The sequence below is a fragment of the Ligilactobacillus ruminis DSM 20403 = NBRC 102161 genome (assembly GCF_900113455.1).
Taxonomy (GTDB): domain Bacteria; phylum Bacillota; class Bacilli; order Lactobacillales; family Lactobacillaceae; genus Ligilactobacillus; species Ligilactobacillus ruminis.
Map to the genome: position 1 here is coordinate 1 of NZ_FOPI01000036.1, position 18,302 is coordinate 18,302.

The 18,302-nt window shown below is 45.2% G+C and carries 11 protein-coding genes, 9 tRNA genes and 2 rRNA genes; 20 read left to right on the forward strand and 2 right to left on the reverse strand.

The features are described 5' to 3' along the window. The 16 genes from BMZ95_RS09195 to rpoC form a co-directional block, all read left to right on the forward strand. A 23S ribosomal RNA gene (locus tag BMZ95_RS09195) occupies nucleotides 1–144 on the forward strand; the annotation flags it as partial. A gap of 75 nt (nucleotides 145–219) precedes the next feature. Then, nucleotides 220–336: ribosomal RNA gene (gene rrf, locus BMZ95_RS09200) — 5S ribosomal RNA — on the forward strand. Further along, a tRNA-Val gene (locus BMZ95_RS09205) sits at nucleotides 337–409 on the forward strand. Between the two features lie 5 nt (nucleotides 410–414). Further along, nucleotides 415–487 (forward strand) — tRNA-Lys (locus BMZ95_RS09210). Between the two features lie 11 nt (nucleotides 488–498). After that, a tRNA-Leu gene (locus tag BMZ95_RS09215) sits at nucleotides 499–583 on the forward strand. A gap of 13 nt (nucleotides 584–596) precedes the next feature. Next, a tRNA-Thr gene (locus BMZ95_RS09220) sits at nucleotides 597–672 on the forward strand. 4 nt (nucleotides 673–676) lie between these two features. Further along, nucleotides 677–748, forward strand: a tRNA-Gly gene (locus BMZ95_RS09225). Between the two features lie 23 nt (nucleotides 749–771). Continuing rightward, nucleotides 772–857 (forward strand) — tRNA-Leu (locus BMZ95_RS09230). Between the two features lie 24 nt (nucleotides 858–881). Further along, a tRNA-Arg gene (locus BMZ95_RS09235) sits at nucleotides 882–955 on the forward strand. A gap of 34 nt (nucleotides 956–989) precedes the next feature. Continuing rightward, nucleotides 990–1,063, forward strand: a tRNA-Pro gene (locus tag BMZ95_RS09240). 147 nt (nucleotides 1,064–1,210) lie between these two features. Beyond that, nucleotides 1,211–1,284: transfer RNA gene (locus tag BMZ95_RS09245), tRNA-Pro, on the forward strand. Between the two features lie 400 nt (nucleotides 1,285–1,684). Further along, nucleotides 1,685–2,152 (forward strand): CtsR family transcriptional regulator, encoded by a 468-nt coding sequence (locus tag BMZ95_RS09250; RefSeq protein WP_003692821.1) that lies wholly within the window; start codon nucleotides 1,685–1,687, stop codon nucleotides 2,150–2,152. Between the two features lie 26 nt (nucleotides 2,153–2,178). Continuing rightward, nucleotides 2,179–4,683 (forward strand): ATP-dependent Clp protease ATP-binding subunit, encoded by a 2,505-nt coding sequence (locus BMZ95_RS09255; protein WP_046922863.1) that lies wholly within the window; start codon nucleotides 2,179–2,181, stop codon nucleotides 4,681–4,683. A gap of 372 nt (nucleotides 4,684–5,055) precedes the next feature. Continuing rightward, entirely contained in the window at nucleotides 5,056–5,193 is a 138-nt protein-coding gene (locus BMZ95_RS11305) for a hypothetical protein (protein WP_164477224.1), read from the forward strand. A gap of 250 nt (nucleotides 5,194–5,443) precedes the next feature. After that, a complete protein-coding gene (rpoB, locus tag BMZ95_RS09260) occupies nucleotides 5,444–9,028 on the forward strand; it encodes a DNA-directed RNA polymerase subunit beta (protein WP_143455002.1) in 3,585 nt (1,194 codons plus the stop codon). 35 nt (nucleotides 9,029–9,063) lie between these two features. Continuing rightward, nucleotides 9,064–12,738 (forward strand): DNA-directed RNA polymerase subunit beta', encoded by a 3,675-nt coding sequence (rpoC, locus tag BMZ95_RS09265; protein WP_041819799.1) that lies wholly within the window; start codon nucleotides 9,064–9,066, stop codon nucleotides 12,736–12,738. Between the two features lie 69 nt (nucleotides 12,739–12,807). Here the strand turns inward: rpoC and rihC are convergent, their stop codons facing one another. Both rihC and BMZ95_RS09275 read right to left on the reverse strand, forming a co-directional pair. Further along, nucleotides 12,808–13,719: a ribonucleoside hydrolase RihC gene (gene rihC / locus BMZ95_RS09270; RefSeq protein ID WP_014072854.1), complete on the reverse strand. Its 912-nt coding sequence runs from the start codon at nucleotides 13,717–13,719 to the stop codon at nucleotides 12,808–12,810. 30 nt (nucleotides 13,720–13,749) lie between these two features. Continuing rightward, a complete protein-coding gene (locus BMZ95_RS09275; RefSeq protein WP_225354929.1) occupies nucleotides 13,750–14,646 on the reverse strand; it encodes a prepilin peptidase in 897 nt (298 codons plus the stop codon). Between the two features lie 90 nt (nucleotides 14,647–14,736). Between BMZ95_RS09275 and rpsL the strand changes: the two genes are divergently transcribed. The 4 genes from rpsL to BMZ95_RS09295 all read left to right on the forward strand — a co-directional run bounded on the left by rpsL (nucleotide 14,737) and on the right by BMZ95_RS09295 (nucleotide 18,246). After that, on the forward strand, nucleotides 14,737–15,153 hold the full coding sequence (rpsL, locus tag BMZ95_RS09280; RefSeq protein WP_003692835.1) for a 30S ribosomal protein S12: 417 nt from the start codon (nucleotides 14,737–14,739) through the stop codon (nucleotides 15,151–15,153). Nucleotides 15,154–15,208: 55 nt separating this feature from the next. Beyond that, on the forward strand, nucleotides 15,209–15,679 hold the full coding sequence (rpsG, locus tag BMZ95_RS09285; protein ID WP_003692838.1) for a 30S ribosomal protein S7: 471 nt from the start codon (nucleotides 15,209–15,211) through the stop codon (nucleotides 15,677–15,679). A gap of 97 nt (nucleotides 15,680–15,776) precedes the next feature. Next, a complete protein-coding gene (gene fusA / locus BMZ95_RS09290) occupies nucleotides 15,777–17,867 on the forward strand; it encodes an elongation factor G (RefSeq protein WP_014072856.1) in 2,091 nt (696 codons plus the stop codon). Between the two features lie 178 nt (nucleotides 17,868–18,045). After that, nucleotides 18,046–18,246: a hypothetical protein gene (locus tag BMZ95_RS09295; RefSeq protein WP_014073217.1), complete on the forward strand. Its 201-nt coding sequence runs from the start codon at nucleotides 18,046–18,048 to the stop codon at nucleotides 18,244–18,246. Nucleotides 18,247–18,302 lie beyond the last annotated feature (56 nt).

The following is an 18,302-nucleotide window of genomic DNA, read 5'->3' on the forward strand; positions in this document are numbered from 1 at the left end:
AAGTGCGAAACTCACCTCGAGATAAGATTTCCCACTCCTTTATGGAGTTAAGACCCCTGAGAGATGATCAGGTAGATAGGATGGAAGTGGAAGTGCGGCGACGCATGGAGCGGACCATTACTAATCGGTCGAGGACTTAACCAAAAAAACGCAAGTTCTTGAAAAGAGAAGTGAATATTGTCTAGTTTTGAGAGAACAAGGTTTTCTCAAGGAAAATAGTGTGGTGATGATGGCATGGAGGATATACCTGTTCCCATTCCGAACACAGAAGTCAAGCTCCATAGCGCCGAGAGTAGTTGGGGGATCGCCCCCTGTGAGGGTAGGACGTTGCCATGCGGAGGATTAGCTCAGTTGGGAGAGCGTCTGCCTTACAAGCAGAGGGTCACAGGTTCGAGCCCTGTATCCTCCATTTATGAGTCGTTAGCTCAGTCGGTAGAGCATCTGACTTTTAATCAGAGGGTCGACAGTTCGAGCCTGTCACGACTCATAGTCGGTTTTGCGGGTGTGGCGGAATTGGCAGACGCGCTAGATTTAGGTTCTAGTGTCTTTTGACGTGGGGGTTCAAGTCCCTTCACCCGCACCATTTTATTTATTATGCCGACTTAGCTCAGCTGGCAGAGCATCTGATTTGTAATCAGAGGGTCGGAGGTTCGAATCCTCTAGTCGGCACCAGAATGCGGAAGTAGTTCAGTGGTAGAACATCACCTTGCCATGGTGGGGGTCGCGGGTTCGAATCCCGTCTTCCGCTTATGCCAGTTCATCAAAGAATATGCCGGGGTGGCGGAATTGGCAGACGCACAGGACTTAAAATCCTGCGGTAAGTGATTACCGTACCGGTTCGATCCCGGTCCTCGGCATTATATAATTTAATATATTGATATGCACCCATAGCGCAACTGGATAGAGTGTCTGACTACGAATCAGAAGGTTGTAGGTTCGACTCCTACTGGGTGCATTTTTTAGTGGTCATAATTTGATTGACCGGTTATCGGGAAATAGCTCAGTTTGGTAGAGCACCTGGTTTGGGACCAGGGGGTCGCAGGTTCGAATCCTGTTTTCCCGATTTAAATAGATCGTGGCTGGATTTATGCCGACCTTTTTTTGTAATCGATCATTAAACTGATTGATTGCGAGTGTTCTATTTTTTTAATATTTTGCGATAAATATAGTGCAAAATCAGTTTTAAAATACTATAATAGATTATGGTTACCGGGAAATAGCTCAGCTTGGTAGAGCACCACGTTCGGGACGTGGGGGTCGCAGGTTCAAATCCTGTTTTCCCGATTTGAGTAAAACGGTTTGCAACAACGATTGTTGCGATAGTGTCCAGGATGCAAAGATTATATAAATCGCATCCTGGATTTTTAATTATAAGCTTGTTTGATTCACTAGCATACCCATGGTTCAGACAAAGAAATTTTTTTGTTTCTTAATTTTGTAGAAGCCCTGTATTTTTCAATAGTTGAGATTGATTGCTGCTCGTCTCGCATTATAAATCATGGTGCAAAAATGGTCCGAAAAGACTATAATTAATTGTAGTTATCACAGGTTGAAAAATGCCTGCAATTGCGAGATCAAAACGTGTTTTCATGCGACTAACGAGGGATATTGATTGCAAAATGACACCTGACGCGTCTATAATAATAGTCAAACATAGTCAAAACGCGAAGAAAGGTGGTAGAATATGCAGAATCGGAATATTTCTGATATAATTGAGCAATATTTGAAAAGCATCTTAAAAGAGTCGCCTTCAATTGAAATTAAGCGTTCGGAAATAGCTCAGCAATTTGACTGCGTTCCGTCACAAATCAACTATGTAATCAAAACGCGTTTTACGGTTCAAAATGGTTATTTGGTTGAAAGCAAGCGCGGAGGCGGAGGATACATCAGGATTGAGAAAGTTGATTTGGTCGATGATGCGGAATATTTAAATGAATTAATCGAATATACCGGAGAATCGATAACGGAAACGGATGCTTTCAAGGTGGTTCAAGCTCTGTATGAGAATCATTTTTTGAACAGAAGAGAAGCAAATCTTATTTTAAGCACGTTTAATCGCAATGTTTTGGCCTTCAGCGACCATGAGATCGAGGATATCGTGCGCGCACGTATTTTAAAGAGCGTTATCAACAGGCTGAAGTGTGCTGACTGACAATACTAAAGAAGGAAGGTAATTCCATGGATGATTTATATACTGACAGCGCAAAACGCGTAATGGCGATTGCGCAGGAACAGGCAAATTATTTCAGACATCAGGCAATCGGGACCGAACACTTGCTCTTGGCATTGACGATCGAAGACAAAGGCGTGGCAGGTCAGGTCTTAAAACAAGCGATGGTGACGCCAGGCGATGTTCGTCGAGAAATCGAACGCTTAGCCGGGTACGGCAATTTGCTGCGTCAGTCGCCAAGCAACTATTTGCCGTATTCTCCAAAGGCCAAGGCCGTTTTGGACGAAACCAGGAAACAGGCATTTTTGACTGGGGCCGTCAGAATCGGGACCGAACATTTTCTGTTAGCATTGTTGAGCGATGAGGACATCCTTTCGTCTCGAATTTTAACCAGTCTGCATGTGGATTGCAAAAAACTTCGACAAATTCTTTTGCGCAAGCTCGGCATCAGTCAAAGTCAATTGCGTCGCGTGACAAAAAAAGCTGAGGAACAGCAAGGAAAATCAAAAACGCCGACCTTGGACGAGCTTGGTCGCGACATGACCGAGATGGCTGCTGAAAATATGATTGATCCCGTAATCGGACGCGAAAAAGAAGTCAATCGGATTATCCAGATTTTGAGTCGCAGGACAAAAAACAATCCGGTTCTTTTAGGCGAACCCGGCGTTGGCAAAACGGCGGTTGTTGAGGGCTTGGCACAAGCCATCGTCGAAGGTTGCGTTCCCGAAAACTTGCTTAATGATCGTTTGATGATGCTTGATATGGGATCGCTTGTTGCCGGCACTAAATATCGCGGCGAATTCGAAGATCGCTTGAAAAAGATTCTCGAAGAAGTTTACAACGGTGGAAACGTCATTTTATTTATTGATGAGATGCACACGCTCATTGGTGCGGGTGGTGCTGAGGGAGCAATCGACGCATCCAATATTTTAAAGCCTGCGCTTGCAAGAGGAGAAGTGCAGGTCATCGGAGCGACGACGCTTGATGAATATCAAAAGTATGTTGAATCAGATCCTGCCTTGGAACGGCGTTTTGCGACCGTTGTCGTTGAAGAACCGAGCCAAGAGGCGGCATTGGAAATTTTGAAAGGAGTTCGTCCGCGCTACGAAGAACACCATAAGGTAAAAATTTCGGATGAGGCCTTGGAAGAAGCCGTACACTTAAGCAGTCGCTATATTACGAAACGCTTTTTGCCCGATAAGGCAATTGATTTGATGGATGAGGCGGCAGCACGTTTGCGAATCGTTAAAGCAGGAAAAAACGTCAAGCTGCTGGATTTGAACAAAGAATTGTCCGAAATCGCCAAGAAACAAGAGCAGGCATTGCTTGACGAAAAATTTGAAGAGGCGGCAAAATTGCGCAACCAGGCGTTGAAGACAAAAGAAAAGATTGCCAAAATCGAAGAAGCCAAGCGCAAAAAAGACGAAAAGAAGGAGTACGCCGGAATTGTTTCAGCAGAAGACGTTGCGACGGTCGTTTCCGAGTGGACGGGAGTGCCCGTTACGCAGCTGACAAAAACAGAAAGCGAACGTTTGATCAATTTGGAAAAAATTCTGCATAAGCGCGTTGTCGGTCAAGATGAAGCTATCAAGGCCGTGTCGAAAGCAATCAGACGTGCAAGAAGCGGTTTGTCTGATCCGACTCGCCCAATCGGGTCATTCATGTTTCTTGGACCAACAGGCGTCGGAAAGACCGAGCTTGCCAAGGCTTTGGCAGAAGCAATGTTTGGTTCGGAAGACGCCATGATCAGAATCGATATGAGCGAATATATGGAGAAATATTCAACCAGTCGTTTGATCGGGGCTCCTCCGGGATACGTCGGGTACGATGAAGGCGGACAGCTGACGGAAAAGGTCCGCAACAAGCCTTATTCGGTCGTTTTGCTTGATGAAGTCGAAAAAGCCCATCCGGATGTTTTCAACATCTTGCTTCAAGTGTTGGATGACGGCTATTTGACGGATTCAAAAGGACGAAAGGTCAATTTCAGGAACACGATCATTATTATGACGTCTAACCTTGGCGCAACGGCATTACGTGACGAAAAATCGGTCGGATTCGGTGCAACCGATCTCTCAAATGATTATGAGGCAATGTCTTCCAAAATCAGAGAATCGCTGAAGAAGCATTTCAGGCCTGAATTCTTAAACAGAATTGACGAAATCGTCATCTTCCATTCACTCGAAAAAGATGAGCTGCACCAAATCGTCAAGTTGATGGCAAAAAACGTCATTAAACGAATTGATGAGCAAAAGGTCAAGCTCAAGGTTACTCCTGCGGCAATCGAAGTCGTCGCAAAAGCCGGCTTTGATCCCGAATATGGTGCTCGACCGATCAGACGGGCGTTGCAGACCGAAGTTGAGGATCTTTTGAGTGACGCATTGCTTCAAGGAAAGATTCAGATCGGAGACACGGTCACGATTGGTGCCAAAAAGGGCAAAATTACTTTGACGGTCAATACGCCTAAAGAAGACAGCGAAAAAAAAGCAGCCGTTAAAAAACAGACTGCCAAATAGCAAGTCGCAGTGCTGCTCAACTTATTTATCCAAGATCTCACTCAAATTTACGGACAAATCGTCAATTTTCATCAATGTGTCCGTAAACGGCAGAGCTTTTGCCAAATGCAGCGTCTGACAAATCAGCGCGTCAAGCTCACAGTCGAATTTACAGCCAAACTATTTTGGGTTATTTCCATCATAGCAAGCGTCATGCATTCGAAAAACCGGATCAGATTTGCAAATGATTGCAAATCTGATCCGGTTTTTCAATTTGAGACAGAGTTTTTTCTCAGCCCTTTTTTGACAAATCGACGGTGTTTTCAAAAAATTGTGGAAATCGCCCGAATATTGGTGTATTGTTGTAAACAATACACTACGGGGGTGGTTTGCGTGAATGATGAACTTGACGTCAAGACGGGAGTAACCGATACGCTACCGACTGTTTTGGCAGCAGCCGTTTCAAAAAGTTTGATGGTCGTCGTGGTTGTGGGAATTATTTCGTTGGCAGTCGTCAGATGTTTTGGCTGAATGCTTGACAATCTGTTGGCTTGTTGTTAAAATATGTAAATGCATAAAACTGTGAATTTAGATGCTCAATGTGATATATTGTCCATGTTGAGCAAAAGAAGAAGCAAAAATAGTGAGGTTTATTCAAGTTAAACAGAACTGTTTTTGGTTTTTTTTTGCCAAAATTCATGCAGAAAATTGAAAAAAGATCATTTGTAACACAAATGTAATATTTCAATGGCGTTTAATTTCACAGCAAATTTTTGGAGAGGTGAACAACTTGGCAGGACATTTAGTAAAATATGGCAAGCACCGTGTGCGCAGAAGTTATTCTCGAATTAAAGAAGTTCTTGAATTGCCAAACTTGATTGAGATCCAGACGGATTCATACAAGTGGTTCTTGGATGAAGGACTTCGCGAAATGTTTGAGGAAATTATGCCAATCGAAGACTTTGCCGGCAAATTGTCGCTTGAATTCGTAAACTATCAATTATTGGAACCTAAGTATACGGTTGATGAGGCTCGTGAGCATGATGCTAACTACTCAGCTCCTTTGCACGTAACATTGCGTTTGATTAACAAGGAGACCGGCGAAATCAAGTCTCAAGACGTATTTTTCGGTGATTTCCCACTGATGACGAAGCAAGGCACATTCATTATCAACGGTGCAGAGCGTGTTATCGTTTCTCAGCTTGTTCGTTCTCCAGGCGTTTACTTTAACTCTGAAATGGATAAGAACGGTCGTGAAACATACGGCACGACGGTTATTCCTAACCGTGGCGCATGGCTTGAATATGAAACGGATGCTAAAAACATTTCATACGTGCGTATCGACAGGACGCGCAAGATTCCTTTGACGGAATTGGTTCGTGCGCTCGGGTATGGTACGGACTCTGAAATCATTGAAATTCTCGGGCAAAACGACTGCTTGATGAATACTTTGGAAAAAGACGTTCACAAGAATACGGAAGATTCGCGCATTGAAGAATCCTTAAAGGATATCTACGAACGCTTGCGTCCAGGTGAACCTAAGACGGCTGATTCTTCACGCAGCTTGCTGACGGCGCGCTTCTTTGATCCGAAACGCTATGACCTTGCTGCAGTCGGTCGTTACAAGATTAATAAGAAGCTTGACCTTAAGACGCGTCTTTTGGGCGCTCGTTTGGCCGAAACGCTGGCTGATCCTGAAACGGGCGAGATTATCGTCGAAAGCGGCGAAGTCGTTACGAAACCGATCATGGAAAAGCTTGCTCCTTACTTGAAACGTGACGATTTCAAGATGTTCACGTTCCATCCTTCAGAAGAAGGCGTTGTTCAAGAACCGATGACGCTCCAAATCATCAAGGTTTATTCGGAAACCAACCCTGAAGAAGTCATCAACTTGATCGGAAACGGCAACGTTCCTTTGGAATACAAGCACATTACGCCATCAGATATTTTGGCATCAATGAACTACTTCTTCAATTTGCAAGAAGGTCTCGGCTCAACTGACGATATCGACCACTTGGGCAACCGTCGCATCCGTTCCGTTGGCGAATTGCTTCAAAACCAATTCCGAATCGGTTTGACGAGAATGGAACGCGTCGTTCGCGAACGCATGTCTATTCAAGATATCTCGACGGTTACGCCGCAACAGTTGATCAATATTCGACCTGTCGTAGCTTCAATCAAGGAATTCTTCGGAAGTTCCCAGCTGTCGCAGTTCATGGATCAGACGAATCCTCTCGGCGAACTTACGCATAAGCGTCGTTTGTCAGCCCTGGGACCTGGCGGTTTGACTCGTGACCGTGCCGGATATGAAGTTCGTGACGTTCACTATACTCACTATGGTCGCATGTGCCCGATCGAAACGCCTGAAGGTCCTAACATCGGGTTGATCAACAGTTTGTCGACATATGCTCACGTCAACAAGTACGGCTTTGTTGAAACGCCTTATCGTCGCGTTTCATGGGATACGCACAAAGTTACGGACAAGATTGACTATCTGACAGCCGATGAAGAAGATAATTACGTTGTTGCGCAAGCCAACTCTCCGCTTAATGATGACGGTTCTTTTGTAGATCCGGTCGTTATGGCTCGCAGCAAGGATGAAAACATTGAAATTTCAGTTGACAAGGTTGACTACATGGACGTTTCGCCTAAGCAGGTAGTTGCTGTTGCAACGGCATGTATTCCTTTCTTGGAAAACGATGATTCCAACCGTGCTTTGATGGGTGCCAACATGCAGCGTCAGGCGGTTCCTTTGATTAAGCCGCACGCACCGCTTGTCGGTACCGGTATCGAATATAAGGCTGCTCATGACTCCGGAGATGCTTTGATTGCAGAACATGCCGGAACGATTGAATATGTAGATGCCAGAGAAATCAGGGTTCGCCGTGAAGACGGAGCGCTTGATTCATACAAGTTGATGAAGTTCCGTCGCTCTAACGGCGGCAAAAACTATAACCAGACACCGATTGTTCGCGTTGGTGATCACGTTGATGCAGATGAAGTTTTGGCAGATGGTCCTTCAATGGAACAAGGCGAACTTGCCTTGGGTCAAAATCCGCTGATCGCCTTCATGACATGGGATGGCTACAACTTCGAAGATGCGATTGCAATCAATGAACGTTTGGTTAAAGAAGACGTTTATACGTCGATTCACATCGAAGAACATGAATCAGAGGCGCGTGATACGAAACTCGGACCTGAAGAAATGACTCGCGAAATTCCTAATGTTGGTGAAGACGCATTGAAGAACCTCGATGAATTCGGGATTATTCGTGTCGGTGCCGAAGTTAAGGATGGCGACATTTTGGTCGGCAAGGTAACTCCGAAAGGTGTGACGGAGCTTTCAGCCGAAGAACGCCTCTTACACGCAATCTTTGGCGAAAAGGCGCGTGAAGTACGTGATACTTCTCTTCGCGTTCCTCATGGCGGCGGCGGGATCGTCCAAGACGTCAAAATCTTCACTCGTGAAGCAGGCGACGAATTGGCACCTGGCGTAAATATGATGGTTCGTGTTTATATTGCACAAAAACGCAAGCTTCAAGTCGGTGACAAGATGGCCGGCCGTCACGGCAACAAAGGTACGGTTTCCGTCGTTATCCCTGAAGAAGACATGCCGTTTATGCCTGATGGCACTCCAATCGATATCATGCTTTCGCCAATGGGCGTTCCATCACGTATGAATATCGGTCAGGTACTCGATCTTCACTTGGGGATGGCTGCTCGCAAGCTTGGCATTCACGTAACGTCACCTGTTTTCGATGGTGCTCGTGATGAAGATATTTGGAATGCCTTGAAGGAAGCAGGTCTTCCTTCTGATGGAAAGTCGATCTTGTATGACGGTCGTACCGGTGAACCGTTTGACAACCGAATTGCCGTCGGCGTCATGTACTACATGAAACTGGCTCACATGGTCGATGACAAGATTCACGCACGTTCGATTGGACCATACTCACTTGTTACGCAACAACCTCTTGGCGGTAAAGCTCAATTTGGTGGACAGCGTTTCGGTGAAATGGAAGTTTGGGCGCTTGAAGCGTACGGTGCTGCCTACACGTTGCAGGAAATCTTGACTTACAAGTCTGATGACGTTGTCGGACGCGTTAAGACATATGAAGCTATCGTTAAGGGCGAACAAATTCCGCAACCTGGCGTTCCTGAATCATTCCGCGTTCTTGTAAAGGAATTGCAGGCATTGGGACTTGATATGAAGGTTCTTGATTCTAAAAAGCAAGAAATCGAATTGCGCGATATGGACGAAGAAGACGATGAGGTCGTCAACGTTGATGCTTTAGCCAAGTTATCGCATGAAAAAGAAGAAAAGCAAGAAGCAGAAAACACTGAAGAAGAAACAAAGTCTGAATTATAATCAGTTAAGAATTATGGAAAAGGGAGGTCGGTCCTTTGATCGATGTCAATAAATTCGATAGTATGCAAATAGGTCTGGCTTCATCCGATAAGATCCGCAGCTGGTCTTACGGTGAAGTTAAGAAGCCTGAAACAATCAACTATCGTACGTTGAAACCAGAAAAAGACGGTCTGTTCGATGAACGAATTTTTGGACCAACAAAAGACTGGGAATGTGCTTGCGGCAAGTACAAGAAAGTCAGCTACAAGGGCATTGTCTGCGATCGTTGCGGCGTTGAAGTTACTCGTTCAAAAGTTCGTCGTGAACGTATGGGTCATATTGAACTTGCAGCACCGGTAACGCACATTTGGTATTTCAAAGGGATTCCAAGTCGCATGGGTCTTGTGCTTGACATGAGTCCTCGCGCCCTTGAAGAAGTAATCTACTTTGCTTCTTACGTTGTTACTGATCCGGGTGATTCGCCCCTTGAAAAGAAACAACTCATGACCGAAGGCGAATATCGCGAAAAGCGCCAGGAATACGGTCAGTCATTTAAGGCCGCAATGGGTGCCGAAGCAATTCGCACTTTGCTTCGAGATGTTGATCTTGAAAAAGAATGTGCAGAACTTAAGGAAGAATTGAAAGAAGCTACGGGTCAAAAACGTACACGCGCCGTACGTCGTTTGGATATTTTGGAAGCATTTTTGAGCTCCGGCAACAGTCCTGAATGGATGGTCATGGATGCGATTCCTGTTATCCCGCCTGATCTTCGCCCAATGGTTCAATTGGAAGGCGGACGTTTTGCTACTTCTGATCTGAACGATTTGTATCGTCGCGTCATCAACCGTAACAATCGTTTGAAACGTCTGCTTGAACTTCATGCACCTGGCATCATTGTTCAAAATGAAAAGCGCATGCTGCAGGAAGCTGTCGACGCTTTGATTGATAACGGTCGTCGCGGTCGTCCCGTTACGGGTCCCGGCAATCGTCCCCTCAAGTCATTGTCGCACATGCTTAAAGGTAAACAAGGTCGTTTCCGTCAAAACCTTCTTGGTAAGCGTGTCGATTATTCAGGACGTTCTGTTATCGACGTTGGTCCTAAGCTGAAGCTTAACCAAATGGGCATTCCTCACGAAATGGCGCTTGAATTGTTCAAGCCGTTCATGATGCATGAGCTCGTAAAACGCGGAATGGCATCAAACATTAAGAATGCCAAGCGAAAGATTGATCGACGCGACGACGACATCTGGGATGTTTTGGAAGACGTTATCAAAGAACATCCGGTTCTGTTGAACCGTGCCCCTACGCTCCACCGTTTGGGAATTCAGGCCTTTGAGCCAACGCTTGTCGACGGAAAAGCCATGCGTCTTCATCCGCTTGCCTGCGAAGCTTACAACGCCGATTTTGATGGTGACCAAATGGCCATCCACGTTCCGTTGTCAGATGAAGCTCAGGCTGAAGCACGTTTGCTGATGCTTGCTGCTCACCATATTTTGGCGCCTAAAGATGGTAAGCCAATCATTTCGCCATCTCAGGATATGACGATCGGTAACTACTATATTACGATTGAAGAAGCAAATCGTGAAGGCGAAGGCATGATTTTCAAAGACGTCAACGAAGTCAGAACCGCATACCAAAACAACTATGTTCACTTGCATACGCGGATCGGGTTGCAGACATCTTCATTGGCAGAAGCAGGCAAGCCGTTTACTGATTTCCAAAAAGGGCGCATCCTCGTAACGACTGCCGGCAAGGCAATCTTCAATGAGATCTTGCCTGATGATTTTCCATACTTGAACGAACCTTCTGAAGAAAACTTGACTGTTGGTACTCCTGACAAGTACTTCCTCGAACCTGGCGAAGACATTCATGAATACTTGAAGAATCATGAACTTGTCGGACCGTTCAAATCAGGCTTCTTGTCAGATATCATTGCGCAAGTCTACAAGGATTACAAAGTTACGGCGACTGCAGAACTTTTGGACAGAATGAAGGATTTGGGCTATTACGAGTCAACGAAGTCAGGTTTGACTGTCGGAATTGCCGACGTTACTGATTTGAAGGAAAAGCCTGAAATCATCGACAATGCCCACAAGGAAGTTGCCAACGTCGCAAAACAGTTCCGCCGCGGTTTGATTACGGAAGACGAACGCTACAACCGTGTTATCGCTATTTGGAATGAAGCAAAAGATAAGATTCAAGCCAAACTGATTGAAAACATGGATCCTTCCAACCCTATCCAAATGATGAGTGATTCCGGTGCTCGTGGCAACATCTCGAACTTTACGCAGCTTGCCGGCATGCGTGGCTTGATGGCCGCTCCTAACGGCAAGACGATGGAACTTCCTGTTATTGCCAACTTCCGTGAAGGCTTGTCAGTGATGGAAATGTTCATTTCGACTCACGGTGCTCGTAAGGGTATGACCGATACGGCTCTGAAGACTGCCGATTCCGGTTACTTGACACGTCGTCTTGTTGACGTTGCTCAAGATGTCATCATTCGTGAAACTGATTGCGGAACGGACCGCGGCCTTGACGTAACTGCAATTCGTGAAGGAAACGAAATGATTGAACCGCTCTATGATCGTATTCTTGGTCGTTACACAATGAAGTCCGTCAAGGATCCTAAGACAGGCGAAGTCATCGTTCCTGCCAACGTGATGATGGATGAAGAACTTGCACAAAAGGTTGTTGATGCAGGTGTAGAGCAAGTTACGATTCGTTCTGCCTTCACGTGCAACACGCGTCACGGTGTCTGCGAACATTGCTATGGTCGCAACATGGCCACCGGCGACGAAGTTGAAGTCGGTGAAGCCGTCGGTACAGTGGCTGCTCAGTCAATCGGTGAACCCGGTACTCAGTTGACGATGCGTACGTTCCACACTGGTGGTGTTGCCGGTGACGATATTACGCAAGGTCTTCCTCGTGTTCAGGAAATTTTTGAAGCACGCAATCCTAAAGGTCGTGCGACGATTACTGAAGTTACTGGTATCGTCGAAAGCGTTGAAGAAAATCCGGCAGAACGTACGAAAGTCGTTACGGTCAAGGGCGATACGGATGAACGCACGTACAACATTCCGTTTACGGCCGTGCTTAAGGTTGCTGAAGGCGACAGCGTGCACCGTGGCGATCCGTTGACGGTCGGTTCAATCGATCCGAAGGAATTGATCAAGGTTCGTGACGTTCTTTCAACCGAAAACTACATTTTGCGTGAAGTTCAAAAGGTTTACCGTATGCAAGGTGTTGAAATTTCTGATAAGCATATCGAAGTTATGGCTCGTCAAATGCTCAGAAAAGTTCGCATCATGGATCCTGGCAACACGAACATGCTCCCTGGTACGTTGCTTGATCTCAACGACTTCAAGGACAACAACGTTGAAACACTTGTTAATGGCGGAATTCCGGCAACGGCACGTCCCGTTCTTCTTGGAATTACGAAGGCTTCCTTGGAAACAAACAGTTTCTTGTCTGCTGCTTCATTCCAGGAAACAACTCGTGTCTTGACGGATGCTGCAATCCGCGGCAAGAACGATCCGTTGGTTGGCCTTAAGGAAAACGTCATTATCGGTAAGATTATTCCTGCCGGTACTGGCATGAAGAAATATCGTGACATCGTCCCTGAAGAAGATGCTCCTGCTAAAGTTGCAAGCGGCGTTTATTCACTCAAAGATGACGGCGTTTCTACCTTGGAAGATGTTGCCAAAGCCAACAATTTGAACAGCGAAGATTAAAAGAAAAACGACTGGAAATTTTCCAGTCGTTTTTTTGTATCTGATTATAAAAAATTCAGAGCCGAAAAGCTACTGCATATTTTTTTCGACTTCTTCCAGGAACCACTTGTTGAATGCATCGGTGTCCACATCAAGGCAAACGTTGACGTTTGTCTTGTCGTGGTATGCCTTTCTGATATCCGCAACGGTTGCGCCGATGGCGGGTCCTTCACAAACAACGTCAACCCAAAATTTTTTGTCCGTGAATCTTTCAGGATGCAGCAAATAAAAAATGGTTTGCAAATCATGGATGGCAGTGCCCGTTTCATCATGATCGATGTCGCGTTCGATGATTGAGGCAAGCATGTTTCCGGCTTTGCCCAAGAGCTTGATCTTATCTTTTGTTTCATCGGAAATTCTTCCGGACAGCGTGCAGTCAAGCCCAATCATGGTTGTCTTGATTCCTGATGAAAAAACGATTCTGGCCGCATGCGGGTCAGTGAAAACATTGAACTCGGCAACGCTTGTCATGTTTCCTTGGGCAAGAGATCCTCCCATCAAGATGAACTCTTTGATTTTTGGTTTGACCTCGGGGTAAAGCGAAAGCAAAAGACCGAGGTTGGTGAAAGAACCGGTTGCAATGATCGTCAGCGGAACGTTGCTATGCAAAAGCTTGTCTTTCAAAATTGAAACGGCATCATCTGAGAATGGCTTAATCGAAGGTTCGCCAAAATCATAGCCATCGATGCCCGATTCGCCATGGACTTCGGAAGCATCTTCAAGTTGTTTTAGCAGCGGTTTCCTGGCTCCGGCAGCGACAGGCACGTCTTTGTTGAAAAATTCGACCAGGCGCAGCGCATTTTTGGTCGTTTTGTCGACAGCAACGTTTCCGGCAACAGTCGTAATCAATTCCAAAGATATTTCCGGATCCGTCAGTGCGCACGAAAGAGCACAGGCATCATCGATTCCCGGATCGCAGTCAATCAAAATTCTGTACGTCATAATGATTCCTCCAAAGATTAATCAAAATTATTATACATTAATTACCTGGGGGAAGAAACAACCGAAAAATAAGTACGAGCATAAGATAAAAGGGATGAAGGGCAGCATTTTTTGGTGGAAAAAAGCATAATGAAGGATAATCAGACAGCACGAAAGAAACAATAGGAAGCAAAAATTCTGAATGCCGAAAAGAACGCTCAAAATCAAGCAGACGAAAGTATCTGCTGCTCCGAACATTTGCTTTTGTTCAAATAGTTTCATCAAACAAAAGAGCAACAGTAAAAAACACCAATCGATGGCATCTCTTTGCGCAAGAGCATCGATACGGCATAAAAGAAGCAGCGCTCCGCCACCATAAAGCGAAGCAGCCGGCACGCAAAACTTCAAGGCGTCCGTCCAGGCCAAAAAAAGCAGCCAGGCTGAAAGAAACAGAGTGAGCAGGTTGGGGGAATCCGGATGAAGCAAAAAAATCTTTCCGCAAAAAAGTCCGAACACAATTTCAATCAGCGTCTCATGGCCAGGAATCTTATGCTTGCAAAATGCGCACCTTCCGCCTTGAAGCAAGTATCCGACAACTGGAATCAATTGCCAAAAGCAAAGCGCATGTCTGCAATTTTCACAAAACGAACGCGGAATCGTTTGGTGGACGTTGTTTGCAAAACGCCAGGCGACGCAGCCGGCAAAGGACGCAAGGGATGCGCCGATAAAAAAGGCAATCAGAAAAATCAACAGCAAAATTATCACCTCGATAACTAAAGTCGCAAAATGCTTAAAAAAATTTGCTTTATGAAGAAAAAAATTGAAAATAGATTTGACACTGGCCATAAAAGCGTGGTACTCTATACAAGGTGCTTTATGTGAACAGTTCTCTCGAGAAATCGAGATCGTGCTGGCTGTGAGCAAGTTAGCACAAAGCAAGGCGTACATCGGGACGTTCTTTTTTTAAAAGCAAAAAAGAAACTCCTGGATGTGTGTACTTAAAAAATCAATCTGAAATCAGGAAGGAGGAAGCTTTAGATGCCTACAATTAACCAATTGGTCCGTAAAGGTCGTCAATCTAAAGGTTCAAAATCTAATTCCCCAGCTTTAAACTTTGGGTACAATAGTTACAAGAAAGTTCAAACAAACAATCCTGCTCCTCAAAAACGTGGGGTTGCTACTCGTGTTGGTACGATGACACCAAAGAAGCCTAACTCAGCTTTGCGTAAGTACGCTCGTGTTCGTTTGTCCAACTTGATCGAAGTTACGGCTTATATCCCAGGTATCGGCCACAACTTGCAAGAACACAGCGTTGTTTTGATTCGTGGCGGTCGTGTAAAGGATTTGCCTGGTGTTCGTTACCACATCGTTCGTGGTGCTCTTGATACTGCCGGTGTTGATGGCCGTATGCAAAGCCGCTCCAAGTACGGTGCAAAGAGACCTAAGAAGAAATAATCAATCACTGAATTTAATTTAACGAAAACTACGAGAATTTGAGGAGGTCGTTGTAATGCCAAGAAAAGGTGGCGTTTCAAAACGCGAAGTGCTTCCAGATCCAATTTATAACTCAAAATTGGTTACACGTTTGATCAACCGTCTTATGTTGGACGGCAAGCGCGGGACAGCATCAAAGATTTTATACGAAGCATTTGATATTGTTAAGGAAAAGACAGGTAATGAACCATTGGACGTCTTTGAAGAAGCAATGAAGAACATCATGCCTGTATTGGAAGTTAAGGCACGTCGTGTCGGCGGTTCCAACTACCAGGTTCCAATCGAAGTTCGCCCTGATCGTCGTACGACATTGGGTCTTCGTTGGTTGGTAAACTACTCACGTTTACGCGGCGAACACACGATGCCAGAACGTTTGGCAAACGAAATCATGGATGCTGCAAACAATACGGGTGCAGCAGTTAAGAAGCGCGAAGATACACATAAGATGGCTGAAGCCAACCGCGCATTCGCACATTATCGTTGGTAATTTGAAATGGCTATTATATGATTTATACAAATCTTATGATAGTCATTTTTTTGAGAGAAACCTTAATTAATCAATATTGGAAGGAGAGAAATCTCAAATGGCAAACAAGCGTGAATTCCCTTTGGAAAAAACACGTAATATCGGTATTGTTGCCCATATCGATGCTGGTAAGACGACAACAACCGAACGTATCTTGTACTACACAGGTAAGATTCACAAAATTGGTGAAACACACGATGGCGCTTCACAAATGGACTGGATGGAACAAGAACAAGAACGTGGTATTACAATTACATCAGCTGCTACAACGGCTCAATGGAAAGATCACCGCATCAACATCATCGACACCCCAGGACACGTTGACTTCACTGTCGAAGTTGAACGTTCCCTCCGTGTTCTTGATGGTGCCGTAGTTGTTTTGGATGCTCAATCCGGTGTAGAACCACAAACAGAAAACGTTTGGCGTCAAGCTACGACATACGGCGTTCCACGTATCGTTTTCGTTAACAAGATGGATAAGATCGGTGCCAACTTCGATTACTCGGTAAGCACGATCAAGGATCGTCTCCAAGCAAACCCATTGCCTGTTCAAATGCCAATCGGTGCTGAAGACAACTTCGAAGGTGTTATCGACTTGGTTGAAATGAAGGCTGACCTTTATGACGAAGACGAATTGGGTTCAAAGTGGGATACTGTTGATATTCCTGAAGAATACAAAGCAGAAGCTGAAGAACGCCGTGATCAAATGATCGAAGCATTGGCTGACGTTGATGACGAAATCATGGAAAAATATCTTGGCGGCGAAGAAATCTCAAAGGAAGAAATCAAGGCGGCTATCCGTAAAGCAACGCTCAGCTTGGACGTATACCCTGTATTTGCAGGTTCTGCCTTCAAGAACAAGGGTGTTCAAATGATGCTTGACGGTGTCAACGACTACCTTCCATCACCTCTTGACGTTAAGCCATACAAGGCTACGAATGCAGATACGGATGAAGAAGAAGATTTGATTGCCGATGATGACAAGCCGTTTGCAGGTTTGGCATTCAAGATTGCAACTGATCCGTTCGTTGGTCGTTTGACATTCTTCCGTGTTTACACAGGTACTTTGGAAGCTGGTTCATACGTATTGAATGCTACAAAGGGCAAGCGTGAACGTGTTGGTCGTCTTCTCCAAATGCACTCCAACCACCGTAAGGAAATCCCAGAAGTGTTCTCTGGCGACATCGCTGCTGCTATCGGTTTGAAAGATACGACAACAGGTGACTCTCTGACGGATCCAAAGCATCCGTTGATTCTTGAATCAATGGAATTCCCTGATCCTGTTATCCAAGTTTCCGTTGAACCTAAGTCCAAGGCAGACCAAGATAAGATGGACGTTGCTTTGCAAAAACTTGCTGAAGAAGATCCGACATTCAAGGCTGAAACAAACCCTGAAACTGGCGAAACATTGATTGCCGGCATGGGCGAATTGCACTTGGACATCATCGTTGACCGTATGAAACGTGAATTCCACGTTGAAGCTAAGGTCGGCGAACCGCAAGTTGCTTACCGTGAAACATTTACGCAACAAGTTTCCGCACAAGGTAAGTTTGTTCGTCAATCCGGTGGTAAAGGTCAATACGGTGACGTTTGGATCGAATTTACGCCAAACGAAGAAGGTGCAGGCTTCGAATTCGAAAACGCAATCGTTGGTGGTGTCGTTCCTCGTGAATACATCCCTTCAGTTGAACAAGGTTTGAAGGAAGCTATGGCAAATGGTGTCCTTGCAGGCTACCCATTGATCGACGTTAAGGCTAAGCTCTATGATGGTAGCTACCACGAAGTCGATTCATCCGAAGCTGCTTTCAAGGTTGCTGCATCCTTGGCATTGCGCAACGCTGCTCCTAAGGCAGGCGCCGTAATCCTTGAACCAATCATGAAGGTTGAAATCGTTGCTCCGGAAGATAACTTGGGTGACGTTATGGGCCACGTTACGGCTCGTCGCGGTCGCGTTGAAGGTATGGAAGCACGCGGCAATGCACAAGTTGTTAATGCATTCGTTCCTTTGGCAGAAATGTTCGGTTACGCAACAACATTGCGTTCTGCAACACAAGGTCGTGGTACGTTCACAATGACGATGGATCACTACGAACCAGTTCCAAAGGCTATCCAAGAAGAAATCATCAAGAAGAATGGTGCTAACGCATAATTCTTAATGAAGAAAAAAGCACGTTTCGCAGAAATGCGGGACGTGTTTTTTTTGTGCAGGAAAATTATAAATAGCACTTACCTATTATTTTTCCGTAAGCGGTCGTTAAATAAGCGTTCTTCATAAACCTCCGATGTCTTGGTATGCTTTAAACATCAAGTATATCGGAGGTTTAAATATGAAATTGGATGACGTCGTGGAAGTCAACCTTGTTGACCTAAGCCCTAAAGAAACATATCGACCGGTCAGGGAAATGGCTGCGAAAATTATTACGGAAGATGTTGAAATCCGAATCTACAACGGAGCTTCGAGAGAGATTCTCAAAAATTTGAACAACTATCTTTGGTATCGTGATCAAAATGTTTCCAAATATAAATAATATGAAAATCTATCTCATTTGCGGTAAGACCGATCTTCGCAAAGGGATAGACGGAT